24 protein-coding genes are annotated in these 25,659 nt (G+C 68.2%); 11 read left to right on the top strand and 13 right to left on the bottom strand.

Annotated features, from left to right (window positions below; genetic code table 11):
• Positions 1–22: 22 nt before the first annotated feature.
• The 6 genes from DTA15_RS16795 to DTA15_RS16820 form a co-directional block, all read right to left on the bottom strand.
• Positions 23–808 carry a lytic transglycosylase domain-containing protein gene (locus DTA15_RS16795; protein ID WP_012493468.1) on the bottom strand — a complete coding sequence of 262 codons (786 nt, stop codon included), beginning with the start codon at positions 806–808 and terminating at the stop codon, positions 23–25.
• Positions 805–1,479, bottom strand: a complete 675-nt coding sequence (sctR, locus tag DTA15_RS16800; RefSeq protein ID WP_006480865.1) for a type III secretion system export apparatus subunit SctR — start codon at positions 1,477–1,479, stop codon at positions 805–807. The genes DTA15_RS16795 and sctR overlap by 4 nt, the downstream gene beginning before the upstream one ends.
• 3 nt (positions 1,480–1,482) lie before the next feature.
• The gene (gene sctQ, locus DTA15_RS16805) at positions 1,483–2,637 is read right to left on the bottom strand and encodes a type III secretion system cytoplasmic ring protein SctQ (protein WP_006496151.1); all 1,155 of its coding nucleotides are present in this window, start codon (positions 2,635–2,637) and stop codon (positions 1,483–1,485) included.
• 400 nt (positions 2,638–3,037) lie between these two features.
• Complete coding sequence (locus DTA15_RS16810; protein ID WP_006485803.1) at positions 3,038–3,436, bottom strand: winged helix-turn-helix domain-containing protein; 399 nt, start codon at positions 3,434–3,436, stop codon at positions 3,038–3,040.
• A gap of 446 nt (positions 3,437–3,882) precedes the next feature.
• Positions 3,883–6,093: a xanthine dehydrogenase family protein molybdopterin-binding subunit gene (locus tag DTA15_RS16815; RefSeq protein ID WP_006485804.1), complete on the bottom strand. Its 2,211-nt coding sequence runs from the start codon at positions 6,091–6,093 to the stop codon at positions 3,883–3,885.
• A gap of 2 nt (positions 6,094–6,095) precedes the next feature.
• Positions 6,096–6,557: a (2Fe-2S)-binding protein gene (locus DTA15_RS16820; protein WP_006480868.1), complete on the bottom strand. Its 462-nt coding sequence runs from the start codon at positions 6,555–6,557 to the stop codon at positions 6,096–6,098.
• Positions 6,558–6,736: 179 nt separating this feature from the next.
• Between DTA15_RS16820 and DTA15_RS16825 the strand changes: the two genes are divergently transcribed.
• A complete protein-coding gene (locus tag DTA15_RS16825) occupies positions 6,737–7,660 on the top strand; it encodes an AraC family transcriptional regulator (protein ID WP_006485801.1) in 924 nt (307 codons plus the stop codon).
• A 21-nt stretch (positions 7,661–7,681) separates the two neighbouring features.
• Here the strand turns inward: DTA15_RS16825 and DTA15_RS16830 are convergent, their stop codons facing one another.
• The 5 genes from DTA15_RS16830 to DTA15_RS39075 are packed head-to-tail and all read right to left on the bottom strand — an operon-like array spanning position 7,682 to position 14,028.
• Positions 7,682–10,348: a glycosyltransferase family 2 protein gene (locus DTA15_RS16830; RefSeq protein ID WP_006485802.1), complete on the bottom strand. Its 2,667-nt coding sequence runs from the start codon at positions 10,346–10,348 to the stop codon at positions 7,682–7,684.
• 26 nt (positions 10,349–10,374) lie between these two features.
• Positions 10,375–11,778: a UDP-glucose dehydrogenase family protein gene (locus DTA15_RS16835; RefSeq protein WP_006485800.1), complete on the bottom strand. Its 1,404-nt coding sequence runs from the start codon at positions 11,776–11,778 to the stop codon at positions 10,375–10,377.
• A gap of 39 nt (positions 11,779–11,817) precedes the next feature.
• A complete protein-coding gene (gene galE / locus DTA15_RS16840; RefSeq protein ID WP_012493466.1) occupies positions 11,818–12,807 on the bottom strand; it encodes a UDP-glucose 4-epimerase GalE in 990 nt (329 codons plus the stop codon).
• Positions 12,804–13,811: a UDP-glucuronic acid decarboxylase family protein gene (locus DTA15_RS16845; RefSeq protein ID WP_006491006.1), complete on the bottom strand. Its 1,008-nt coding sequence runs from the start codon at positions 13,809–13,811 to the stop codon at positions 12,804–12,806. The genes galE and DTA15_RS16845 overlap by 4 nt, the downstream gene beginning before the upstream one ends.
• Positions 13,804–14,028 (bottom strand): hypothetical protein, encoded by a 225-nt coding sequence (locus tag DTA15_RS39075; RefSeq protein WP_006491004.1) that lies wholly within the window; start codon positions 14,026–14,028, stop codon positions 13,804–13,806. The genes DTA15_RS16845 and DTA15_RS39075 overlap by 8 nt, the downstream gene beginning before the upstream one ends.
• Positions 14,029–14,131: 103 nt before the next feature.
• On the opposite strand from DTA15_RS39075, the gene DTA15_RS16855 reads away from it, so the two are divergent.
• From DTA15_RS16855 to DTA15_RS16895, 8 genes are all read left to right on the top strand, one after another.
• A complete protein-coding gene (locus DTA15_RS16855; protein ID WP_006491001.1) occupies positions 14,132–14,311 on the top strand; it encodes a hypothetical protein in 180 nt (59 codons plus the stop codon).
• Positions 14,312–15,873: 1,562 nt separating this feature from the next.
• Positions 15,874–16,197, top strand: a complete 324-nt coding sequence (locus tag DTA15_RS16865; RefSeq protein ID WP_006491010.1) for a hypothetical protein — start codon at positions 15,874–15,876, stop codon at positions 16,195–16,197.
• 111 nt (positions 16,198–16,308) lie between these two features.
• Positions 16,309–16,899, top strand: coding sequence for a hypothetical protein (locus tag DTA15_RS16870; RefSeq protein WP_006491002.1), 591 nt, complete (start codon positions 16,309–16,311; stop codon positions 16,897–16,899).
• A 73-nt stretch (positions 16,900–16,972) separates the two neighbouring features.
• Positions 16,973–17,254 (top strand): hypothetical protein, encoded by a 282-nt coding sequence (locus tag DTA15_RS16875; protein WP_006491003.1) that lies wholly within the window; start codon positions 16,973–16,975, stop codon positions 17,252–17,254.
• A 43-nt stretch (positions 17,255–17,297) separates the two neighbouring features.
• Entirely contained in the window at positions 17,298–18,869 is a 1,572-nt protein-coding gene (locus tag DTA15_RS16880; RefSeq protein WP_012493465.1) for a hypothetical protein, read from the top strand.
• 155 nt (positions 18,870–19,024) lie between these two features.
• A complete protein-coding gene (locus DTA15_RS16885) occupies positions 19,025–19,609 on the top strand; it encodes a hypothetical protein (RefSeq protein ID WP_006496160.1) in 585 nt (194 codons plus the stop codon).
• A 147-nt stretch (positions 19,610–19,756) separates the two neighbouring features.
• Positions 19,757–21,154: a sigma-54 dependent transcriptional regulator gene (locus DTA15_RS16890; protein ID WP_006482021.1), complete on the top strand. Its 1,398-nt coding sequence runs from the start codon at positions 19,757–19,759 to the stop codon at positions 21,152–21,154.
• A gap of 128 nt (positions 21,155–21,282) precedes the next feature.
• Complete coding sequence (locus DTA15_RS16895; RefSeq protein WP_006482025.1) at positions 21,283–21,789, top strand: hypothetical protein; 507 nt, start codon at positions 21,283–21,285, stop codon at positions 21,787–21,789.
• A 27-nt stretch (positions 21,790–21,816) separates the two neighbouring features.
• Here DTA15_RS16895 and DTA15_RS16900 read toward each other — a convergent pair whose 3' ends face one another.
• The gene (locus tag DTA15_RS16900) at positions 21,817–22,308 is read right to left on the bottom strand and encodes a hypothetical protein (protein ID WP_006482019.1); all 492 of its coding nucleotides are present in this window, start codon (positions 22,306–22,308) and stop codon (positions 21,817–21,819) included.
• Positions 22,309–22,684: 376 nt separating this feature from the next.
• Between DTA15_RS16900 and DTA15_RS16910 the strand changes: the two genes are divergently transcribed.
• Positions 22,685–23,362, top strand: coding sequence for a LuxR C-terminal-related transcriptional regulator (locus tag DTA15_RS16910; RefSeq protein WP_006482022.1), 678 nt, complete (start codon positions 22,685–22,687; stop codon positions 23,360–23,362).
• A gap of 19 nt (positions 23,363–23,381) precedes the next feature.
• Here the strand turns inward: DTA15_RS16910 and DTA15_RS16915 are convergent, their stop codons facing one another.
• Positions 23,382–24,935 carry a methyl-accepting chemotaxis protein gene (locus DTA15_RS16915; RefSeq protein WP_012493463.1) on the bottom strand — a complete coding sequence of 518 codons (1,554 nt, stop codon included), beginning with the start codon at positions 24,933–24,935 and terminating at the stop codon, positions 23,382–23,384.
• A gap of 246 nt (positions 24,936–25,181) precedes the next feature.
• Here DTA15_RS16915 and DTA15_RS16920 point away from each other — a divergent pair.
• A partial coding sequence (locus tag DTA15_RS16920; protein ID WP_305889191.1) for a 2-dehydropantoate 2-reductase N-terminal domain-containing protein occupies positions 25,182–25,659 on the top strand: 478 nt, incomplete at its 3' end.

The raw sequence follows: 25,659 nt of genomic DNA on the forward strand, positions 1-25,659 counted from the left end.
GGGAACGAGGGTACGGGCCTGCTTACTGATCGAGACACCGCACGCACAGCCGCTTCGCCTGGTTCGCCGGCAGCCCGCGGCACATCATCACCACCGGACGCGCATGGCACGACGGCGCATCGGCGGACGCGGCGGGCGACGGCAGGCGGCGCGCGCGTTCGGGCGGCGTCGTGGCGGCCGCGGCCATGCGCCGCTGGCGTTCCGGCGGCGGCGTGTCGGTCACGACGGGGATCGGTTCGACGCCGCCTTCGCGCGCATTGCGCTGCGCGCTCGCGACGACGCGGCTCACGTAGCCGCTCGAGAAGCCGGTCGTGAAGTTGCCGCTGTAGTAGCACGACAGCGCCGCGCGCAACGCGGCCTGCGTCGCGCGGCCGGTGCCCGACGAGCGCGCGAAGCACTCGGTCAGGATCGCGCCGCCGGCCTGCAGGTTGCGGCACGGCTCGAACATCGTCGCTTCGTCGAGCCCGTATTTCGCGAAATTGCGTTCGTTGACCTGCGCGAGGCCGACGCTGTAGCTGAAGCCGCGCGACGACAGTTCGCGCGCGGTCGCGCGCGCCTCGTCGAGCGACGCGGGCTGGCGCGTCAGGTGCCCGCCGACCACGCCGATCGCATACGGATTGAAGCCCGACTCGGTACGCACGAGCGCGGCGAGCGTCGCGGGATCGACGTTTGGCGCGCAGGCGCGCGCCAGTTGCGCGAAACCGGCGCCGCCGGCTGCCTGCGCGACGCGCGATGGCAGGCACGCGAGCGCGAGCAGGGCCAGCGCGCACAGGCACGCGGCGGCGGTGCGCAGGCGGCGCGCGTTCATCCCGCCCCCGCCACGCGGTACGACAGCACGAGCCCGTGCACGAGCAGCGACCAGCCGTCGAGCGCGACGAACAGCAGCAGCTTGAACGGCACCGAGATCGTGGTCGGCGAGATCATCTGCATCCCGAGCGCCAGCAGGATGTTCGCGACCAGCAGGTCGACGACGATGAACACGATGTAGATCACGAAGCCGATCTGGAACGCCTTCGTCAGCTCGGCGAGCGTGAAGCTTGGCACCAGCACGAGCAGGTCGTCGTCCTTGATGCCGTCCGCGCGGTTCTTCGGCCAGACCGACGTCGCGGTGCGCACGAAGAATTCGCGGTCGCGCTGCCGCGTATGCGACACGAGGAAATCCTTGATCGGCGGCAGCGCGGCATCGGCGAGCGCGCCGATGTCCGAGGTCGACAACTGCCCCGACGCATCGAAGTGGCGCGCCTGCAGCGCATCGCGGATCGACATTCCGACGGGCGCCATGATGAACAGCGACAGGATCAGTGCGATGCCGTTCAGCACGAGGTTCGGCGGCACCTGCTGGATCCCGAGCGCGGAGCGCAGCAGGCCGAGCACGACCACCAGCTTCGTGTAGCTCGTCACCATCAGCGCCGCGAACGGCGCGATGCCGAGCGCGGCGATCACCGCGATCAGCGCGACCGGATTCGGCAGGTTGCCCATCGTTCAGCGCTCGCGCGGCGCGGGTTGCGTCAGCGTGACGACGCGCACGCCGAGCTTCTGGCCGACCGCGATCAGGTGGCCGGTGCCGATCAGCATCCCGTTCGCGACGAGATGGATCACGCTCTGGTTGATCCCTTGCTGCAGCTCGATCACGGCGCCCGGCTGCAGCGCGCTCAGTTCGCCCAGCGGCATCGACGTGGGCGGCAGCTCGAAGCGCAGGTCGACCGCGAGGCCGTCGAGCGAGCGTGGCGCGTCGCCGGGCGGCGCGTCGTGCGTCGTCGGCGGGGCGGAGTCGGTGCGGGTCGGTTCCAAAGGCATCTCCCTGATTCGTTCGACGGTGAGCCGGTTGCCCGACGGCCGTCCGGTGATCTCCCACGCCGGCGCGGCCGGCAGCCGCGCGACGCACAGCAGGTTCTGCTCGTGCGCCTGCCAGCGCTCGATCGCGATGATGTCGCCGCCGACGACGTCGGCCAGCTCGGCCGTCGTCAGCTCGGTGCGGCCGATTTCGAACACGAGCGGCACAGGCAGGCTCGCGTAGGTCGCGCGCGCGTCGGCGAGCGCGGCCGGCGCGGTCGCGAAGAACACGGCCAGCGCGTCCGGCGCGTCGAACAGCAGCGCGCCGTGGCAGCGCCACGCGGCGTCGGCGCGTCGCAGCTCGAACCGCAGCGCGGCCGGCGCTGCATCCCAGGCCGGTGCGCCGTCGGGCGGCGGCAGCAACGCCACGCGCTGCCGGGTTGCTGCCTGCAGCACCGCAGCGAGCGGCGCGCACAGGTCGGCGAGCAGCGCCGCACGGATCACGGCCGGGACCGCGGGGTCGGCCGCGTCGCCGAGCCATTCGGTTTCCGCGACCGGGTCGATCCACAGCGTGCCGGCGGCCGGGCCGACGACGAAGCGGTACGCGTGCGCATCGGCGGCCGGCTCGGCGTCGACGCGCCAGCGCACCTCGTACGCGTGCTCGCCGAGCGTGACCGGGACGGCGCCGGTCGCGCCGTACGCATGCGACAGCCCGCGCGCGGCGGCGGCGGACAGGCGCGGCAGGTAGGGCGACGCGTCGAGCGCGACCGCGGCCGGCACGGCGGCGGACGGCGGGGAAGCGGCGGGCATGGCCCGGTTCGCGGCGTCGCCGGCGTCGGCATTCGTCAGGAACAGCGCAGGCACGGCGGGATCGGGGCGGATTCGGCGTTGGTTCGACGGGTTGTTCTGATGCCGGCGGCGCCGGGGGCGCGCGGCTGCTGCGTCGATTGTAGGGACGGCGATGGCCGTGTGCCGCGCCGGAATCCGTAGTCGCGCACATCGTGCGGAGGCGGCGGGAGCGGGGCGCTACGAAGCGCGACGAAGTGCGGTGGAGTGCGTCCGAGTGCGCCGAAGTGGGCGACGCGACGGCTGGCCTCGAAAGCAACCGCCGCCCGGAGGCGGCGGTTGGGGCGCGACTGGCTGGCGGGCCGGGCGGCGTGCAGGCCGCGTCCGGCTGGCAGGCCGCGAGGGGCTGCGAATCCGCGCAGCGCGGTGGGGCAAGCGTGACCGGCGTGCCGCGAACGGGCGGCGCGCGGGTGAAGCGTTACGCGTAGTCGGCGGCCATCGCGGGTTGCGGCGCCGTGCGCAGCATCGGCGCCGCGTCGTGGCGTTCGACGTGCGTCATCGCGGCACCGAACAGCACCAGCCGATAGCCGACCGCGTAGATCGGGATGATTCGCAGGTTCTTGTCGTGTTCGAGCTGCAGCTTCGAACGGATCCGCGAGATATGGGTATCGAGCGTGCGCGACGAGACGCCGAGCTCGCGGCCCCATACGGCTTCCTGGATTGCCTGCCGCGGCACGATCTTGTTCATGTTGTCGAGCAGGAATTCGACGACGTCGAATTCGCGCGGCGTGACGTCAACGACCTTGTTGTCGATTTCGATCGTGCGGCGCACGAAGTTGATTTTTATGTTGTCGATGTACAGGTATTTGCAATCCATGGTGGCCCTCGCATGTCCATAAAGGAGTGTTTGCGGGGTCCTGTGCTGCAACTTTCGGGCCAGGGGGCGGTTGTCAGCGGGTAACGGCGTGCGGTACGCGGTGCGAAGGGCTGAGCAGCTTGAATTTAAAAAGAATTTTTAGCGCGCAACGCCGGGCGCGTGATGACAGGGCTGGAGCAATGGTGAAGGATTGTTACGTAGCATCGGGCGGGGACGTTACGGGCGTTACGTCTGACGTAACGTGGGGGAGGGACGGATTTCGGGGGCGGCCGGATAAGGCTTCGGATGGGTAACGAACCCTACATCGAACCCTGCCGGGCTTGCCGGGTTTTCTTTTTGAATCAAATGGTTGGCGAAGATTTTTGCCGACATCGAACCCTACATGGGCAGCCGAAAAAACGCCGGCCACAGGGCACCCCTCGCCCCGCAGCCGGCGTCCCGTCACATCAAGCCTTCGCGCTATCCGCCGAATCGAACGGCAGCACGTAGTGCCGCTTGCCCGTCGCCGCGAAGATCGCGTTCGCCACGGCCGGCCCGACCGGCGCGACGCCCGGCTCGCCGACCCCGGTCGGCGCCTCGGCCGACGGCACGATATGCACCTCGACCTTCGGCATCTCGGCCATCCGCAGCACGTGGTAGCCGTCGAAGTTGCGCTGCTCGACCTGGCCGTCCTTCAGCGTGATCGCGCTGTGCATCGCCGCACCGAGGCCGAAACCGATGCCGCCCTCCATCTGCGCGGCGACGATGTCGGGATTGATCGCGATCCCGCAGTCGACCGCGCATACCACGCGCTCGACCTTCACCTTGCCGTCCGCGTCGACCGAGACCTCGGCCACCTGCGCGACATAGCTCTTGAACGCCTCGGCCACCGCGATCCCGCGCCCGCGGCCCTTCGGCAGCGGCTTGGCCGGATCCCAGCCGGCCTTCTGCGCGGCCAGCTCCAGCACCGCGCGCATGCGTGGCTCCTTCGCGAGCAGGTCGCGGCGGAACGCGTACGGGTCCTTGCCGGCCGCGTGCGCGGCTTCGTCGATGAACGCCTCGACCGCGTAGGCCGTATGCGAGCTGCCGACCACGCGCCACCACAGCACGGGCAGGCCGACCCGGGTGGTGGTGAGCTCGACCGACACGTTCGGCACCGCGTAAGGCAGGTTCGCCGCGCCCTCGACCGACGTCGCGTCGATGCCGTTCTTGACCATGAACGCCTCGAACGGCGTGCCGGCGAGGATCGACTGGCCGACGATCCGGTGGCGCCAGCCCACCAGTTTGCCGTCCGCGGTCAGGCCCGCGTCGAGCTTGTGGAAGTACATCGGCCGGTAGAAGCCGCCCTGGATGTCGTCCTCGCGGGTCCATTGCAGCTTGACGGGCTTGCCGTCCGCGCCGAGCGCCTTCGCGATCGACACGGCCTCGACCACGTAATCCGACCACGCGTTCGCACGCCGGCCGAAGCTGCCGCCCGCATACAGCGTATGGATCTTCACCTGTTCCGGCTTCAGCCCGGCCGTTTTGGCCGCGTTGCCCTGGTCGACCGTCTGGAACTGGTCGCCGGCCCAGATCTCGCAGCTGGTCGGCGTCAGCTTGACGACCGCGTCGAGCGGCTCCATCGGCGCATGCGCGAGATACGGGAATTCATACGTCGCGCTGATCTTGCGCGCGGCGCCGGCGATCGCCGCATCGGCATCGCCGTCCTTGCGCGCGGATGCGCCCGGCTTCTCGGCGAGCTGCCGGTATTCGCGCATGAGCTCGTCCGAGCCGCGCTTTTCCGCCTTCGTTTCGTCCCATTCGACCTTCAGCGCGTCGCGGCCCTGTTTCGCGGCCCAGAAGCCCGTCGCGACGACCGCGACGCCGCCCGGCACCTGCACGACCGAGACGACGCCCGGCACGGCCTTCGCGGCGGTCGCGTCGAACGATTTCACCGTCGCGCCGAAGCGCGGCGGCCGCTGCAGCAGCGCGACGCGCATGCCGGGGAACGTCGTGTCCAGCGTGAAATGCGCGGTGCCGTTCGATTTCGACGACCCGTCGACACGCGGAATCCGGTGCCCGATCAGCTTGAAATCGGCCGGCTGCTTCAGCGTGACCTTGTCGGGCACGGGCAGCTTCGACGCATCGGCGACGAGCGTGCCGTACGCGGCCGTCTTGCCGCTCTTCGCGTGCGTGACGACGCCGTTGGCGGTGGTCAGTTCGCCGGCCGGCACCTTCCAGCGGGCTGCCGCGGCCGACACGAGCATCGCGCGCGCCTTGCCGCCGGCCTCGCGCAGTTGCTGCCACGAGTTCGCCATGGCCGAGCTGCCGCCCGTGCCCTGCATCGTGCCGAACGCGAGGTTCGCATAGCGCTTCGCATCGGCCGGCGCGCTTTCGACGCGCACGCTCGACCAGTCGGCGTCGAGCTCCTCGGCGACGATCGTCGCAATGCCCGTATAGGCGCCCTGGCCCATTTCCACGTGCTTCGCGATGACCGTGACGGCGCCGTCCGGCGTGATGCGCAGGAAGGCGTTCGGCGCGAAATCGCCGGCCGGCGCGGTGGCGGCGAGCGCGCGGCGGCCGAGGCCGGCCCAGTCGAAGCCGATGGTCAGGCTGACGGCGGCAGCGGCCCCCGCGGCCTTCAGGAACGTGCGGCGCGACGGGCGCACCGAACCGGGGTTGTCGAGTTCGATCGTCATGGTCAGGCTCCCAGCGTCGCGGCCGCGTCGTGGATCGCGGCCCGGATGCGGGCGTAGGTCGCACAGCGGCAGAGGTTGCCGTTCATCGCGGCGTCGATGTCCGCGTCGGTCGGCTTCGGGTTCTGTTCGAGCAAGGCGGTGGCCGACATGATCTGGCCGGACTGGCAATAGCCGCATTGCGGCACCTGCAGCTTGACCCACGCGGCCTGCACGGCCTGCGCGGGCTTGCTCTGCAGGCCTTCGATCGTCGTGACGTGCTTGCCCGCGATGCCGGCGAGCGGCAGCACGCACGAGCGGACGGCCTGGCCTTCGAGATGCACCGTGCACGCGCCGCACTGCGCCATGCCGCAGCCGAATTTCGTGCCGGTCAGTCCCGCGTGTTCGCGAATCGCCCAGAGGACGGGCATCGACGGATCGGCGTCGAGCGTGACGTTCTTGCCGTTCAGGACAAACGAGGTAGGCATGTTGTTGTCTCCGTGGGGAAAACCCGGCATGCGCCGGGTTAGCCGGCAGTGTGCGCGAGGCATCGTTTTTTGCGTCTACCCAATCCTGCAAATTTATTGAACAATCCTGCAAATTCCCCGCACGCCGCGAGCCGTTTCGCTATGCTCGCGCGACACGGGAAATCATTCGAGGAAGCGTCATGGACATGACCGATATCGTGGCGTCGCGCGAATCCGGGCGGCGCGAACTGGCGTCGCTGATCGGCCGTTTCGCGCCCGCGGACGGCTCGCACTCGACCGCCGTGCCGGGCCTGATGCTGCATCGGCACACGCGGCCGGTCGATCTCGGCTGCGGCGTATCGCGCGCCGCGCTGGTGATCGCCGCGCAGGGCGCGAAGCGCGTGATCGTGGCCGGCCAGGCTTACGAATACGACACCCACAATTGCCTGATTACGTCGATCGACTTGCCGATCCTGTCGCGCGTGACGCGTGCGTCGCCGGATGCGCCGTACCTGTGCCTGTCGCTGACGCTCGACCCGCAGCGCATCGTCGAGCTGGCGGCCGAGATGCGGCTGCCCGAGCCCGACGCGGGCCCGGAGGGCGAGGGGATCGCGCTCGCGGAGCTGACGCCGCCGCTGCTCGATGCGGCGTTGCGGCTGCTGCGGCTGCTCGATACGCCGGCCGACATCGCGGTCGTCGCGCCGCTGATCGAAAAGGAAGTGCTGTACCGGCTGATGATCAGCGGGCAGGGCACGCGGTTGCGGCACATGGCGATCGCGGGCAGCCAGACGCACCGGATCGCGCGGGCGATCGAATGGATCCGCGATCACTTCGCGGAGCCGATGCGCGTCGAGTCGCTCGCGCAGGCGGTCAACATGAGCGTGTCGTCGCTGCACCATCATTTCAAGCACGTGACGACGCTGAGCCCGTTGCAGTACCAGAAGCAGCTGCGGCTGCACGAGGCGCGGCGGCTGTTGCTGCGGCAGGGCGGCGACGTCGGGTCGGTGGCGGCCGTGGTCGGCTACGAAAGCGCGTCGCAGTTCAGCCGCGAATACAGCCGGCTGTTCGGCGCGCCGCCGATGCGCGACGTCGTGCATCTGCGCAAGAAGGAACTGCTCGGCTGACGGCCGGCCGCTCGCCGATCGTCATTTCGCGACGACCGTCGTCTGCAGGTACGCCGGCGCGATCCGCCAGTCCGGCACATAGTGCGCGGGCCACGCGCCGGGCGTGTCGACCGCGTTGAAGTAGACCACCGCCTTCAACAACGGATAGCGCCACAGCGAGCGCTGGAATTCGTCGAGTTCCGCGCGCTTGCGCGCGTTCGACCCGTCGACGCCGAGCTCCGCGACCATCACCGGCAAGCCGTAGTCGGCCACCCGTTCGTATTTGGTGCGCAGGATGCTCGCGGCCGAGAACCGGCCGCCGGGCGGCCAGATCGCGCAGCGCGGGCAGTCGAATACCGACAGGCCGACTTCGTCCACATAGCCGCGCCCCGGGAAATAGTCGCCGAGATTGCGGTTGCCGGCCGGCGACCACACGAAGCGGATCTGGTCGGTCATCGTGCGGCACGCGGTGACGACGCGCCGGTACGCATCGACGTAAGCCGAGGCATCGCCGACGGCCCACGGATAGCGTCCGGTGTCCGTCTCCATCTCGTGGCCCCATCGCACGAACACCGGCCCCTTCAACGCGACGAGCGCCGAGCAGGTCGCGGCGATCCGCGCGTCGTAGCGGCCGCGCGCGATATCGGCGAGCAACGTGCCCGGTCGCGTGCCGTCCGCCGCCCACGGCTCGACGGTCAGCATCAGCGAGCGGTTGCGGGCTTGCGCGGCCCGGTATGCGTTGCCGATTTCCGCGTCGATATCGGGCGCGTTCCACGACACGAATACATGATCGAATGCGATGCCCGGCGCGGCCGCGAGCGCGTCGTCGGGGTCGTAGGCGCCGAGCGCGGGCTGCTTCACCGGCTCCCCCGCCGCGGGTTCGACCATCGCGACGACCGGCACGCCCGAGCGCCACATCATCGCCTGCCAGCCGTGCGGTGCGCGCAGCCCGATGGCCGTCAGCAGCATCGCCAGCGCGAAGACGAACAGCGCGTTGCGCACGGGCAGGCGGCTGACGAACATCTGTGTGAACGTCGACGCGTCGAGTCCTTGCTCCTTGCCGTGATGCACGGCGATGACGGCGGCGATCACGAAATACAGGATGCCCGTCAGCGTCGAGAACAGATAGAAGCCGGCCGCGTTGCGCGGATTCTCGATCGCGACCACCGGCAGGCTGCAGAACAGCGAGATCAGCAGGTAAGGCGCGACGACGCGCAGCGGCGCGTCCTGCTCGACCATGCCGCCCTTCGGCGTGACCTTGAACGGAAATTCCCTGCCGCGCACGCAGTCGAGCAGCGCCGACACGCAGCCGAGCACGACCCACGGCCAGCGCGCGAACACGAACGTGAGCCCCTCCCACGACAACAGCTTGGTATTCAGCGGCCGGCACGACTGCGTCGAATGCGTGGCCCACGTCACGACGCACAGGATCAGCACGGTGAGCGGCAGCGCGTAGGTGAGGTACGTGAGGTAGTCGACGTGCGCCCACACGCGGCCGGTCAGCAACGCGACGACCGGAATCACGACGCTGCCGGCCATCGCGAGCGCGCACAGCGGATACCACAGCTGGCAGAACAGGAACTGCGCCTTCAGCTTCAGCGGCAGGCCCATGAAATAGCGGCGCGTGTAGCGCAGCATGATGATCATCACGCTCTTGGACCACTGGAATTCCTGCGTCGCGAGATCGCCGAACGTGCGCGGTCCTTCGCCGTTCGCGATCGCGTTCAGCGCATGCATGCCGCGCCAGCCCTTCGCGTTGAAGATCATCGTGGTCGAGTGATCCTCGGCGAGTTCGGGCCCGAGCCCGCCGATCTCGCGCAGCGCGCGGCAGCGCACCGCATAGTGCGAGCCGATGCACAGCGGCGCGAGGCCGCCCGCGTAGCCGGCCTGCATCGTGCCGTGCAGCGGCCCTTCGACGTTGACGCGGCCGCGCGCGCTCCAGCTGCCGGCCGCATTGCTGTCGCAGATGCTCGGGGCCGACACGTAGCCGACGTCCGGATCGACGAACGGCCGCAGCATTTCCTCGAGATAGGTGCGGGTCGGCACGTGGTCGGCGTCGAGCTGCGACACGAAATCGTAGTTGTCGTAGCCGACCCGGTCGTAGAAGTACGCGAGATTGCCTTCCTTGCAGCGGGTCCGGCGCGGCCAGCTCGCCCGGTGATACGCGGCGATGCCGCGCCGCGTCGACACGAACACGCCGTGCTCGCGGCACCAGTCGAGCGTGGCGGGCGACGGGTCTTCATCGGCGAGCCACGTGTCGTGCGGATAGGTCTGGTCGAGCATCGCGAGCAGCGTCGTGCGCACGATGTCGAACGGCTCGGACGGCGCCTTGGTGACGACCATCGCGACGCGCCAGTCGCGCGGCACGGGCAGCGCGGGGTTCGGCACGACCGCCGAGCGGATGATGAAGATGAAATAGCCGGGAATGAAGGTGGTCCAGAACAGCACGAAGCAGTTGACGCCGAAGCGGAACGCATCGACATAGTGCTCGTCGCGCAGCCACCAGCGCCAGAAGATGCCCAGCGCGACGAACCAGCCCAGCGCGAGGATCTGGAACACGATCCGGGTCCCGCTGTCCATCAGCGGGACCACGAACGGAACCGCCGCGTGCCGCGCATCGGCGCGACCTGCTTCGGTGTCCGGAGCGTCCGTGGTATCGGCGGTATCCGGCGCAAGCGCACCGGCAGGCGACGCAACCAGCTTCTTCATGGTGCTCTCCCGTCAAGGTCGGACCATCAGTGCTGAAGCAGGCCGCGCTGCGGCCGGGTGTCCGCGCTCGCGTTCGCGGGTTCCGCGGCCGGGTCTGCCGGCGAGCGCTCGCCGCACGAGCGGCCCACGCGTTCGTAGCGGCGAAAGCCGCTGTCGGCGGCCAGCCGTTCGCTGAACAGGTTGCGCATGTCGAGCATCACGGGGTCGGCCATGTGATCCGCGAGGTCGGCGAGATCGAGCGTCTCGAACGCCTTCCATTCGGTCATCACGACGACGGCATCGGCGCTGCGTACCGCATCGACCGCGGAGCCTTCCATGAACACCTGCGGCAGCAGCCGCGACGCCTCGTGCGGACGCGCCGGGTCGTACGCGCGGATATGTGCGCCGGCGCCGACGAGCAACTGGATTACGTCGATGCTCGGGCTTTCGCGCACGTCGTCGGTCTGGCCTTTGAAGGTGAGGCCGAGCACCGCGATGCGCTTGCCCTTGATCGAGCCGCCGCACGCGTTCTCGATGCGCCGGAGGATCTGCTCCTTGCGCAGCGCGTTCGATTCGATCGCCGCGCTGACGATGCGCAGCGGCACCGCATGCTGGGAGGCCGTCGCCTTCAGCGCGCGCGTGTCCTTCGGGAAGCACGAGCCGCCCCAGCCGGGGCCGGCTTTCAGGAACGACGCGCCGATGCGCCGGTCGAGGCCCATCCCGTTCGCGACCAGCTCGACGTCGGCGCCGACCGCTTCGCACAGGTCGGAGATCTCGTTGATGTAGCTGATCTTCACCGCGAGAAACGCATTCGCCGCGTATTTGACGAGTTCGGCCGTCTCGATCTCGGTCGCGAGCACGAGATGGCCGGCCGCTTCCAGCGGCGCGTAGATCGCCTTCATGATCTCGATCGCACGCGGATGCTCGGCGCCGAACACGATGCGATCGGGATGCATGAAATCGTCGATCGCCGAGCCTTCGCGCAGGAATTCCGGATTCGACGCGATCGCCGCGTCGACGCCGTCCGGCGCGCAGCAGTCGACGATCTGCGCGACGATCCGGTTGGTGCCGACCGGCACCGTCGACTTGGTGACGATCACCGCGAAGCCGGTCAGGTTCGCCGCGATTTCCCGCGCGGCCGCCTCGACGTATTGCAAATCCGCGTGGTCGGTGCCGGGCAGCGTCGGCGTGCCGACCGCGATGAACACCGCATCGCGATCGCGCACGCTGGCGGCGAGGTCGTTGCTGAAGCGCAGCGTGCCGCGTTCGACGTTGCGGGCGACGACGGCGTCGAGACCCGGTTCGTAGATCGGCATGCGGCCTTCGTTCAGCGCGTCGATCTTGCCGCGATTGTTGTCGATGCAGACGACGTCATGCCCGAGCTCGGCAAGGCATGTGCCGCTGACCAGGCCGACGTAGCCCGTACCGACGATGGCGATCCGCACATTCATGGTTGTTCCCCTGGGTGGCTTGTGACGACGCTTGCGTCGTTACCTGCTGGATTCGCGTTGCCGCTCCTTCTGAAACCACGCCGCAGCGTGTTCGACCATCGGCTCGATCGCGGTGAAGCGGGGCCGCCAGCCGAGCACCCGCGCGGCCATCGTCGCGTCGGCGTACAGCGCGGGCGGATCGCCCGGGCGGCGCGCGGCCAGCACCGTCGGCACGCGGCGGCCCGTCACGGCCTCGACCGCGCGCAACGCGGCGAGCACCGACGTCCCGTTTCCGGTGCCGAGGTTCAGCGCGACGCTCGGGCCGCCGCCGCACAGATAGGCGCTTGCCTTCAGGTGGGCGTCGGCAAGGTCGCTCACGTGCACGTAGTCGCGAATCGCCGAGCCGTCCGGCGTCGGGTAGTCGGTGCCCATTACCCGGAATGCGTCGCCGGTGCGCAGCGCCGCGCGGATCGCCAGCGGCAGCGCGTGCGTTTCCGGTGCGTGGCATTCGCCGATCGCGCCGTCGGGGTCCGCGCCCGCCGCGTTGAAGTAGCGCAGCGCGATCCATTTCAGCCCGTACGCGCGTTCGAAATCGGCGGCCATCCGCTCCATCGCGTACTTCGTGAAGCCGTACGGATTGATCGGCCGCTGCGGCGTGCGCTCCGAGATCGGCAGCGCCTCCGGAATGCCGTACGTCGCGCACGACGACGACATCACGATCCTGCCCACGCCGGCTGCGCGCATCGCGCTCAGCAGCGTGCAGGTGCCCGTCACGTTGACCGTGTAGTAGCGCTCGGGCGCGAGCACCGATTCGCCGACGTAGGCGAGCGCGGCGAAATGGATCACGACGTCGGGCCGGTGCGCGGCGAGCGCGCGCGACAGCGCATCGCGGTCGAGGATGTCGGCCGCGACGAGCGGCCCCCAGCGGACCGCGTCGCGATGACCGGTCGACAGGTTGTCGTACGCGACGGGCTCGTGTCCCGCTTCCGCGAGCGCCTTGCACGTATGGCTGCCGATATAGCCCGCTCCCCCTGTCACGAGCACTTTCATGCGACCGCTCCGGTCCCGCGCAGCACCGGCGCGAGCCACAGTTCGCGGCTGAAATAGTCGACCGTGCGGCGCAGGCCTTCGTCGAGATCGATCGCCGGCCGCCAGCCGAGCTCCGTCGCGGCGACCGAGATGTCGGGCTTGCGCTGGTGCGGATCGTCGATCGGCAGCGGCCGGAACACGATCTCCGAGGTCGAGCCCGTGATCGCGAGGACTTGCTCCGCAAGTTCGATCATCGTGAATTCGCCGGGATTGCCGATGTTGACCGGTGTGCCGACGTTGCGCGGGGCGTCCATCAGGCTGAAGAAGCCGTCGATCAGGTCGCTGACGAAGCAGAACGAGCGTGTCTGCCGGCCGTCGCCGTAGATCTCGAGCGCGGCGCCATTGAGCGCGGCGACGATGAAGTTCGACACGACGCGGCCGTCGCGCGGCGACATGCGCGGCCCGTAGGTATTGAAGATGCGCGCGACGCGCACGTCGACGCCGTGCGAACGGTAGTAGTCGTAGCACAGCGCCTCGGCCGCACGCTTGCCTTCGTCGTAGCACGCACGCGGGCCGATCGTGTTCACGTTGCCGCGATAGGTTTCCATCTGCGGATGGACGCCGGGGTCGCCGTAGATCTCGCTGGTCGACGCCTGGAACACGCGCGCGCCGGTCCGGCGCGCCAGCGCGAGACAGTGGTTCATGCCGAGCACGTTCGTCATCATCGTGTGGACCGGATCGATCTGGTAGGTGGGCGGGGAGGCCGCGCACGCGAGATTCCAGATTTCATCCACCTGCAGCTGCGGCAGGCCGAGCGACACGTCGCCCTTCACGAATTCGAACCGGCCGGACGCCTTCAGGTCGGCGACGTTGAGCTTGCGTCCCGTCAGCAGGCTGTCGACGCAGGTGACGAACGCGCCTTCCATGACGAGCCGTTCGCAGACGTAGCTGCCGAGAAAACCTGCGCCACCCGTCACCAGTACGCGCCGGCCGGCGCGCGTGTCGATCGCGACCCTGTCATTCATCGCTTTCTCCTTCGTCGAGCATCTCCAGGAACCACACGTCGATGTACTCGACGGCGTCGCGCACCCGTTCCATCCCGCTGCACGGGTATCGCTTCGGCGGGCGCCGGTCCGCATGTGCCGATGTCGACGAAGCGCCGCGACAGGCGCTCCGGTTTCGCTGACAACCCCGTTGATGCTTGAACGACGCAAGCGTCGATCGATCGGTGGTGATCTTCATCGCCTTTTCCCCGACACGCTGATTGACGAGGGGCCGCCGCTTGTATGTCGTGTGCCGTGGCGTGCCGCTCGGTGAGAGCCGGACATCAGGCAATCGGCATGCCATGAATGACGAAGTCCCGCTGGATGCGGGCGTGGCCGCGCAATGGCCGTTCGGCACGCGCGTTTGTGTTTCATGCGTGAATCGTGGGGACAGGGAAGCGCCCGTGGCGATCGCGGGATCGATACGGTTCGATACGACGAAACGCGCGTCGAATCAGGCTTTTAAGACATTGAAGGCGTGAAAGCGGTTTTTAATCGGCATGTTTCAGTGATGAGAATTAGGCGGATAACCGATCGAAAACGTCTCTTCAATGAATTGCTCATCGAGGCCAGGCGGTGAAAGGTGAATCGAACGGAAATGAAAAAATGATGCGTATGTTTTTGCCGGGATCGCGGGTTTACATTTGTTTTAATTATTACGCCTGCAACGTGCCGGAAGGCAAGCTTTTTTCACCGGATGATCGTGTGGGTATTTTCACGGATGAATCAAATTCGTTTCGTATTTCGGGGTGAACCCGTGTTCCGGTCGTATCGGCGGCCGTTCGGCGGGGATCATCGAGCGCCGGGATCCCCGTCCGCCGGGGGGAATGGACGGTTGCCGGCATGCCGCAACACGCGGTTTGTCAGTGGAAACGCGCGAACCGTGGGCCAGGTGTCGACGGCCGCTTCTCAAGTTTGAAACAACCGTTCGCAGGGGCGTCCGGGGCGCCTCGGCACGCCGGATTCGTCCGTCAAATCACGGCATTACGTCGCAGTGTTCAATGATCGCTGCCAAGTGCATCCCGTTATCGCGATACATTCCTGAAACAAAAAATGCCGTTCCGGGCGAAATCGTCAGGGCTGGCGGTCGCATGCGGCGCGCAATGCTCGGTGGAATATCGCGTGGCATGCGGTTTGCGACATGGGACGCACCGGCGAGCGGTCGACACGTTGCAACAATGATGTGGGGGCGGCCAGTTCGTCACGAGCCAGTCGGGGAAGCGGCGATGAACACTATAAGCAGTGGCTTGATCCGCGCGTTTCTGGCGGACCACAGGGGTAGTCGGCACGATCGGGGTGTGGCTTGCGGCGCAGTGCCAGCGTCGCCGGTTGCGCCTTGCAGATTTCCTGCCCTCCGCGCGCGCCGCGTGCTGGAGCGGTTGTCGCTTCGCGCGGCAACCCGGCGACAGCGGCGCTCGACTTCATTCAGCGTTCCCGGATGGGGCATGCCGTTCGTGCCGAACAGCGTGGCGCCGATTCCTCTTCAACCGTGCAGAGCCGTTTCGATCGCGCCGGGTCAGTGCCGGCGCCGGCCGGACTAGATCGAACGCGCGTCGGCCGGGTTATCCGGAAGGCCTTTCTTCGTCAGCTCAGGGAGCAGACATGTCGTCTGGCTGCAATGCAGGCCCGTCGTCGCCCGGATGAAGGGCGCACGTCGCGCGGGCGCTGAATTTTGCGGTTGTAAATATATTCGCTGATTTTCAATTCCGGAAACGGGTGCCAGTGCCGGCATCGGTTTTCGACGGGGTATTGAAAATCGCGAGCCGGAAAGGTGTGCTCGCCATTCCGGTTAATTTCATCAATGGTGTTTTGAGAACATTTTAATGTTCATAAAAATAATAGAAAACACCTACTCGGAAATTTTGGACAACTTAAAAACATAAAACTAGACTTCGGCTGGCCAAAAATAAAAACGCCATTTACGGGTAAGCAATAGCTTATTTATTAGATATTGATCCTTATTTTTAAGGATTGCTCGAGGCAGGAAGATTGATGGCGTGCGATCTTCCATGCTCATTCTCTCCACGCCGTTATGGAGTCGACCATGAAGAAGCTTCTGATTGCAGCAGCAGTTCTGGCGGTTTCGGGTGCAGCGTTCGCCGGCAGCGGCACGGTGTCGAGCAGCAACTCGTCGAGCGGTGGCCAGACGATGGCAGGGGTCGCCGGGTTCGGCCACTTCTCCGCGACCGATTCGGGCTCGGCACTCGGCGCAGCCGGCGCAACGGCCGGTGGCGGCAGCAGCGGTTCGATCTCGTACACGAACCACACTCAAACGTCGACGGTCGGCGGCTTCGGCTTCGGCGGCGCACAAGCGGGCGGCAGCAGCGGTGCGAACGCCGGCTCGATCGGCTGGACGTATCACCACTAAGCCGCGACGCGTAGCGTTCGTCATTGGCTGGCGGTACGGATGCCGGGTTTCGTCCCGCGAGGGCGGGCCCGGCTCCGCCACCGTCGAACTTCCTCACAGCAAGGAATTGCTATGAAAGCCAAAGTCATTTTAGCGACAGCGCTCACCGTCATTTCGTCCGCTGCGTTGGCGGCCGGATCGTCCACGACCAACCAGACGCAATCCGTTGCGGCGGGTGTTTCCGGTTCGGTGCTGGTCGGCTCCGGCAGCTATACCAGCAATTCGACATCGACGGCCGGCGCGAATGCAGGAAGTACCGTGACGCCCAGCGGCTCCGCCGGCACGGCGTCCGCTTATCACAACTCGACTTCGACGGCCAGCGGTTCGGGCACGAACGGGGGCGCGTTCGCGGCAGGCGGCGGTATCGGTGCCGCAGGCTCGTTCGCTGGAAACGGCAGCACGAACGAGAACGCGAATGCGCTTTCGGGAGGGGTGACCGCCACGATCGTACTCGGCGCGAACCACTACACGGCCACGGGCGCGAACGACCACGGCAATGCCAACGCGGGAGCCGCGGGATGGACGGGCAGTGGCGGATCGGGCGCGATCGCGGGCTCGAATCACTACAACTCGTCGACCGTGTGGAGTACCGGTCCGGCCGGTTCGCCGTCCGCATCGGGCGGAAGCCAGGGCGACTCGAGCGCGACCGGGAGCAGTCATTAGTCAGGTGTGGGGGGGACCAGTTTCCCAGCGACGCTGGTCTCTTTTCCGCATTGTTGTCACGTAAGGAGTTGGCATGAAGCAGAACCTGATTGCCGCCGCTCTGATGCTCGCGTCTCTGACGGCGTATGGCGCTGACCGTGCTGCCGATGGTGGGCAATCGACTATGCAGACGTCAAACAACCCTGACCAGACAACCAAACCGTCAGAACAACAAACGCTTTCGTCGGGCAGTGCCATCGGCGGACCGGACACCCAGCAGTGGCAGGGCGTGTCGGCCGGCTCGTGGTCCCAGCTGGGCAGCGGCTGGAAGCAGTTCGGGGAAGCAGCGAAAACTGAAGGCATTCAGGGGAATTAGTACGGTTGCCTGGGTGGAGGACAAACCTCGTCCGGAGAGTGAAATGAACAGCAACAGGATCAAGGTGGCATGTGCGGCGATGTTCGCGATGACCACGATCGGTGCACAGGCACAAACCGCCGATTCGACGTCGAGCGCGCAGTCGTCGACATCGTCGACGGCCATCAGCCAGGGCGGCGGCTCGAGCATGAACACGAATACGACCAGCTCGCGCGGCGGCAATGCCACCAGTTCCAGCGGTGTGCGCGGCAGCGGCAATTCGAGCGTGAACGTCAACGTGACGCTGCCGTCCAGCACGGCCGGCGGCAACGTGACGCCGCAGAGCACGAACGCGCTCGCGGCCGGCGCACCCGGCACCAGCCCGTACAACACCCAGGCGACGGAAAACGTCAATTACTCGGGCACGCAGACGATCAAGACGAACCCGTCGATCCAGGCGCCCGGCCTCACGACCACGCTGTCCGATACCTGCATGGGCTCGGTGAGCGTCGGCGTGTCGTTCCCGGGGTTCGGCGCGACGGGCGGCACGACGCTGGTCGACCAGGCCTGCGTGCGGCGTCTCGATGCGCGTGAATTTCGCGCGATGGGGCTGACCGACGTGGCGCTCGCGCTGCTCTGCCAGAGCGATGCGAACCGGCGCGCGGTGGAAGCGACCGGGCACCTGTGCCCGGGCACGACCGCGCCGCTCGCGCGTTCGAACGTGGCGCCCAGCGTCGAAGCGACCGTCGCGGACGACGTGAAGTATCGCGATCCGATCGTGCGCGACCGGATGGGCCTGCCGCCGCTCGGCTCGGCCGCGCCGGCGCCCGCACCGACGCGCCCGATCGAGACGACGTCGATGCGCGCGGCGCCCGTTTCGGTGCCGGTACCGGTGATGGCGCCGGTCGCCGCGGCTCCGGCCGTCGCCGCGGCTGCTCCGGCCGTCGCAGTGCCGACGGTTGCCGCCGCAGTTCCGGCGGCCGCGGCACCGGCTGCTGCTGCCGCGCCTGCCGTCGCCGCGGCACCCGCGGCGTCGGTGGTACCGGCGGCCGCAATGGCCGCCGTGCCGGCGGCAGCCGTCATCGCCGCGCCGGCAGTGGCAGACAAGGCATCGCCCGCGCCCGCCGCACCGGTCGCCGATACGAAGGCGCCGGAGCCCGCGCAGCCGGTCGCGGACAAGGCGCCCGAGCCCGCGCCGGCCGTGGCCGACCAGGCGCCGGAGCAGGTCCCGCCGGTCGCCGACAAGGCCCCGGAGCCGATGCCCGCCGCGACCGACGCCGCGCAAGCCGCGGGTGAGCCGGTGGCCGAACCGATGCCGGCGGCAGCCGTCGTCGCGGCGCCGGCCGCCGACGCGAAGGCTGCCGAGCCCGCGCCGCAGGCAGCCGCCGAAGCGCCAGCACCGGAACCCGCGCAGCCTGCCGTTGCCGCGGCACCCGCCGACCTGCCGGCCGCCGACGCGAAAGTGCCGGACGCGGTCGGAGCCGCTGGCACGGCGGCTGCACAAGCCGCCGCCGGCACGCCGGCGCTGACCGATCCGGCGCAAGCGTTGCCACCCGCCACGGTCGACCAGCAGGCCGCACCGGCAGCACCGGTCGCGCCGGCGCCGACCGTCATCTCGACGAGTACCTCGTCGTGAGCATGCGGGCCGGTTTGCCGTGCGACCGGAGCGCGGGTCGCACGGCAGGCGCTCGGCCCGATGCCCGACCGTCTTTTCCGGTTTGACGGGTGTTGTGCCCATCCCCGAGGTCAACACCTCTTTTTGCGTGACGAGGATGCAAGGAGGCCTCAATCATGAGGATCTTTTTGGTCGCTTTGTTGCTGGCCAGCGTGCAGGCCGCTGCGCAGTCGGTTTTCCAGAATCCCGCGGTCTTCGTCATCCTGAGCGAGCAGACCCTCGCGAACGCCGCGAGCGTCCAGCAGGCGCTGTCGACGCTCGGCCGTCCCGACAACACGGCATGCGCGCCGATGATGATGATCGGCGACCCGCAGATGGTCTACATGGTGCCGGAAGCCGGTCACGCGCCGTCGTGGCAATCGCCGGTGTACGGCCGCGGCGCGCCGTTCGACGCGCAGACCGGGCCGAAGTCGACCGGCAAGACGGTCGGCGCGATGCAGCACACCGAGGACATGCAGACGCAGCCGTGGAGCGACGGCAGCGCGATCACGCAGAAGATCGCGGGCGAGTCGAGCGTCACCGCGGCGGACCGGGTGAACGAATGGCGGCATACCGGGCTCGACAAGATCGAGACGGCCCGCGCGTCGGACGTGACGGTAAACGGCAAGACCTACCGCGCCTATCGCGACGATCTCAACGGATCGGCGAAGCCCGTCATCGAGCCGCAGATCTACACGCAGCGCGTCGTGTTCTGCCGCTGACGCATCGGATGACGCGACATCGATTCGAGGACGGAGCGGCGCCGCGCCGCGGGACCACGGGCCCCGCCGCGCGCGATCGGGCAACGGCCGCCCCGACACACAACCTTATGCGGCGAGGCAATCGTGAACCATTGCTGTCAGCTCAGCATGTCGGGCGCGGAGGATGTCGAACGGGAGGTGAGCACGCTGCCGTTCCTCGCGGTCCGGCGCAATCATGTCGCGCCGTCGCGGCCGCTCGTCTACCTGTCGCAGCAGCACGATGCCGCGCTCGTCGACGTGCTCGCGGCGCGCGGCTGGGAAGTGTGGCGCGCCAAAACCGTCGCGGACGCGCTGAATCTCGTCAAGGCGAACCGTCCGCATGCGGGCATCGTCGATTTCGGCAGCTTCGCGTCGCCTGACGTCGCGTCGTTCGAGACGCTGCTGCGTGACCCGCGCGTCGGCTGGGTCGCGCTCGCCGACGGCGAGCGGCTGCGCAACATCACGATCGCGCGGCTGATCCGCCATTGCTGCTTCGACTACGTGCGCAATGCGGCGGCCTACACGACGATTGGCTATCTCGTCGGCCATGCATACGGGATGCTCGAGCTCGCGGACGGCGACCCGGCCGCGGAGGCCGCGCCGCCCGACGGCGCGATGATCGGCGCGTGCGGCGCGATGCGCCGGCTGTTCGCGACGATCCGCAAGGTCGCGAACACCGACGCGAGCGTGTTCATCGCCGGCGAATCCGGCACCGGCAAGGAGCTGACGGCGGCGGCGATCCACCGGCAGTCGTCGCGTGCCGATGCACCGTTCGTCGCCGTGAACTGCGCGGCCATCCCGACGACGCTGCTGCAGGCCGAGCTGTTCGGCCACGAGCGCGGCGCGTTCACCGGCGCGCACCAGCGCAAGATCGGCCGCATCGAGTCCGCGCACGGCGGCACGCTGTTTCTCGACGAAATCGGCGACATGCCGTTCGAGAGCCAGGCGAGCCTGCTGCGGTTCCTGCAGGAAGGCAAGATCGAGCGGCTGGGCGGCCATGCGTCGATTCCGGTCGACGTGCGGATCGTGTCGGCCACGCACGTCGATCTCGAAGCCGCGATGCAGGCCGGGCGATTTCGCGCCGACCTGTACTACCGCCTGTGCGTGCTGCGGATCGACGAGCCGCCGCTGCGCATGCGCGGCCGCGACATCATGCTGCTCGCCGACGACGTGTTGCGGCGCTATCGCGACGACGGCTCGTACCGGATTCGCGGCTTCACGCCGTGCGCGATCGAGGCGATCCACAACTATCGGTGGCCCGGCAACGTGCGGGAACTGATCAACCGGATCCGCTTCGCGGTCGTGATGACGAGCGGCCCGCTGATCTCGGCCGCCGATCTCGAGCTGCATCCGTACACGTCGCTGCGGCCGCCGACACTCGCGCAGGCGCGCCGGCAGGCCGAGCGGCACGCAATCGAGGAAACGCTGCTGCGTCACCGCCATCAGCATGCGGACGTCGCGGCGGAGCTCGGCATCTCGCGCGCGACGCTGTACCGGCTGATGATCGCGCACGGGCTGCATAGCTGACGTGCCGTGACGCACCCGCTCAAGACCGCGCGGCGGCAGCCGTTAAGACATGAACCGGCCCGGCCGGCACGCGTGCACCGACCTGCGCGCGGCCGGCACGCGGCGCATCACGCTTATCCGAGGTCATCGTGGCAGAGTGCAGTCAGTGCGGCAGGACGTTCCTGGTCGGCGGACGGTCGATCGACGGTCGCCGCTATTGCAGCCCGGCATGCGCGCATGCGCATCCGGTCGTCGTCGAGGCCGAACGGGTGCCCGACGCGAAGGTCCGGCAGTACGTCGACGACTGGCGCTACGGGCCATGCCCGATTTGCCGGCGCGAAGGGCAGCCGGTCGACGTCCATGCGTCGCATCGCGTCGTGTCGCTCGTGTTCGTCACGCGCTGGGCGACGCGGCGCCACGTATGCTGCCGCCGCTGCGGGCGCAGGAAGCAGGCGGTCGCGCTGCTCGCGTCGGCCACGCTCGGCTGGTGGGGGCTGCCGTGGGGCGTCGTGCTGACGCCGATCCAGCTCGCGCGCAACCTGCTGGGGCTGGCCGCGCGCGACCCGGAGGTCGCGACGCGGCAGTTCGAGGAATTCGTGCGGCGCAAGCTCGCCGCACGCCGGCTCGCGCGCGCGGAGCGGGGCGCCGACGCCTGATCGAGTGCGTCGGCGCGCCGTGCGGGCTCAGGCCGGCCGTTCGAAGCCCGATGCGACCCAGCGTTCGGCGCTGGCCTTGTTGAGCTTGAATCCGGCCGACACCTTCGCGTTCGCCAGCAGCTCGCCATACGGATCGACAGCCTTGAGCTGCGCATACGGCTCGAACTCGTCCGGCACGATGTCGAGCGTCACCGACACGTCCTGTCCGGCTTCGTCCTGCACCGTCACCTCCTTGTGCAGCATCGCGCGCCGCTGCTGTTCGTGCCGCATCAGCACTTCGGTCGCGGTCTTCACGAGCGTGCGGAACGCATTCGCGTCCATCGGCTTCGGATTCTTCTTGTCGCGGCCCATGGTCCACGGACCGACGAGCGCGGGCTCGGACTCGCCGTCCTTGACCATCTCGACGGCCCAGCCGTCGTCGTCTTCGTTCTTGATAATGCGGGCCGTCCAGCCGTTGTCGCGCCAGAGGCCGTCTTCGTGGATGGAGGTGTCGTCGGATTGCAGGTCGGAATCGGTCATGAGGAAAGCGGGCAGTACGGGCAAGCCGGCGAAGGGGCGTGGCGCGCGGCCGGCAGCGGCGCGTCGCTCGCCGCCGGCGGGCCGGGGTGGCATGCAAACGCGCAATTTTACCCGCTGGGCGGCGGTGCGGCGCGCAACGCTGGCCGTCGGGCCGATGCCGCGACGGTCGATCGCCGGCTGCCGGGCGTTGAACCGGCGCAAATATCAAACCCGTATTACGTCTGCGGCCGCCAATTCGTACGCCGTCCGATATCGCGCCCTTGCGCACGTTCATAGAATCGACGTTCAGGCTAAAAATAGCCTGAACGTCCTTTCAACGCCCAACCGGTCGCGCGCGTTCCGCGTGGCGCGGCGGTGAACCATCAGGAAACTGCGCATGAGGAAATTCAATGTTCGCATCGTCGTCGCGTACGACTGGCCGTTGACGCTGGCCGGCATCGAGCAGATCGCGGGCAGCACCTGCGCGATCGAGCTCGTCGCGGTCTACCGGAGCGCGGCCGAACTGGTCGCGTCGCTCGGCGGCGTCGACTGCGACGTCGTGCTAGTCGACTATGCGATTCCCGGCGACGAGCAGATGGACGGCCTCGCGCTGTTCGACTGGCTGCGCCGCATGCGGCCGAACGTCGGGATCGTCGTGCTGGTCGCCAACGAGAATCCGCTGATCTTCCGCTCGATCCTGGGGATTGGCCGCGTGAGCGTCGTCAGCAAGCTCGACGAGGTCGGCCATATCGTCACGGCGATCCATTCGAGTTACAGCGGCGGCGCCTATCTGTCGCCGTCCGTCCGGCGCGCGGTCGATGCGCTCGGCACCCGCGGCGACCCGCCCGTGAAGCTGTCGGCGCGCGAGATCGAGGTGATTCGACTGTATCTGTCGGGCGTGCCGATCAAGACGATCGCGCAGCGCCTGAGCAAGGGCAAGCAGACGGTCAGCGCACAGAAGATCAGCGCGATGAAGAAGCTCGGCGCGAGCAACGACGTCGAGCTGATTCAGCGGGCGGCGGGGCTGGGGCTCGGTAGCGGGGAGGCCGCGCGGCGGGCGGGCAGCGCGGCGTGAGGGGCCGGGCGGGGCGCCGTCAGGCCGGCAACGCGAACCGCGTCACCGCGTCGCGCAGCGCCTCGGCCTGATCGCGCAGCGAATGCGCGGCCGCCGCGGCCTGTTCGACGAGCGCCGCGTTCTGCTGCGTGACCTGGTCCATTTCGCCCACCGCGCGGTTGACCTGCTCGATCCCGGCGCTTTGCTCGCGGGACGCGTGGCTGATTTCGTCGAGGATTTCGTTCACGCGCCGCACCGACTGCACGATCTCGGCCATCGTCTCGCCTGCATGCGTGACGAGCGTCGCGCCGTGCTGGACCGTCTCGTTCGACGATACGATCAGCGACTTGATCTCCTTGGCCGCCGTCGCCGAGCGTTGCGCGAGCGAGCGCACTTCGGCCGCGACCACCGCGAAGCCGCGGCCCTGTTCGCCCGCGCGCGCCGCTTCGACGGCCGCGTTCAGCGCGAGGATGTTGGTCTGGAACGCGATCCCGTCGATCACGCCGATGATGTCGCCGATCTTGTGCGAGCGGTCGGTGATCTCGTTCATCGTGCGCACGACGTCGTCGACCACCGCGCTGCCGCGCGTCGCGACCTGCGCGGCCTGGCCGGCGAGCGACGCTGCCTGCGCGGCGCTGTCCGCGTTCTGCTTCACGTTCGCGGTCATTTCATCCATGCTCGATGCGGTCTGCACGAGCGCGGCCGCCTGTTCCTCGGTGCGCTGCGACAGGTCCGTGTTGCCGGAGGCGATCTCGCTCGCGCCGACGTTGATGTTCTCGGTGCCCATCCGGACGCGCGACACCATGTCGATCAGCCCGCTCTGCATCGTATGCAGCGCATGCAGCAGGCTGCCGCGATCGTCGTGCTTCACAGTCACGCGCGCGGTCAGGTCGCCCTGCGCGATGCGCTGCGCGGCGTCGAGCGCCACTTCGAGCTCGCCGCCGAGGTTCGCGCGCACGCTTTTCAGCACCAGCACCATCACGGCGGTCGCGATTGCACCGAGCACGGCCGTCATCGCCAGCCAGCGGCCGACGCTCGCGAGCACCGCCGAGCGCACGTCGTTCATGTACATGCCGGTCACGAGATACCAGTCCCACGGCGCGAAGCGTTGCACGGCGCTGGTCTTGTCCTGCGGCTTGTCCGCGCCAGGCTTCGGCCACAGATATTCGACGAAACCCTTGCCGCCCTCCGCGTTGCCGGCCTTCACGATCTCGACGAACAGGTGCCGGCCGTTCGGATCGGTGAAATTCGACACGTCCTTGCCGTTGAGATCGGACTTGATCGGATGCATCACGATCACCGGCTTCGAATCGTTGATCGAGATATAGCCGTCTGCACCGTAGCGCATCGCGGCGATCGCCTCGAGCGCCTTCTGCTTCGCTTCGGCTTCCGGCAGCGCGTTCTGCTGCGACAGCTTGTAGTAGTGATCGGTCACGCTCGCGGCCTGCGCGACCAGCGACGCGAGCTGATCGCGGCGATCCGCGATCATCGAGGTACGGGTCTGCCATGCGCCCAGCCCGGCGATCACGAGCAGGCCGAGCCACAGGATGACGATCATCGAGGCGAGTTTCTGATTCAGGGAGAGAGTGCGCATGGTAGGGGGTCGGTCAGTCGTGGAAGCTCGCCGGGTCGGCGTGACGGGATAAGTCTCTTGACGGCGCGCCATGCGTGTCGCCGTAGACGGGAAATCCCTTAGAGGCGGCCATTTCCGCATGCCCAGGACGCAAGCGCGGGCATCTATGCATATGCATAACAGCGGCCGCTATACTGTCGGGCGATGGCGTGCGCGCCGCGCCCGCACGGGCGGCGCGACGCCGAACCAAACCGAAAGGAGGCAACGATGCGGATTCTGGTGGTAGGGGCCGGCGCGGTCGGCGGATACTTCGGCGGCCGGCTGGCCGCGGCGGGGCGCGACGTGACGTTCCTGGTGCGCGACGGCCGCGCCGCGGCGCTCGCCCGCGATGGCTTGCTGATCCGCAGCCCGCGCGGCGACCTGACGCTTGCGAACGTGCAGACCGTGCGCGCGGGCGACGCGGGCGCTGGCGTCGCGCCGTTCGACCTCGTGCTGCTGAGCTGCAAGGCGTACAGCCTCGACGACGCGATTGCGTCGTTCGCGCCGTTCGTCGGGCCGCAGACGCTGATCCTGCCGATGCTCAACGGGATGCGCCACCTCGACGTGCTGCGCGAGCGCTTCGGCGCCGCGCAGGTGCTCGGCGGGTTGTGCGTGATCGCGGCGACGCTCGATCGCGAGCAGCGCATCGTGCACCTGAACGACACGCACGGCGTGTCGTTCGGCGAGCTGGCCGGCGGCGAATCGC

Source organism: Burkholderia cenocepacia, from assembly GCF_900446215.1.
In the GTDB taxonomy this organism is placed as follows: domain Bacteria; phylum Pseudomonadota; class Gammaproteobacteria; order Burkholderiales; family Burkholderiaceae; genus Burkholderia; species Burkholderia cenocepacia.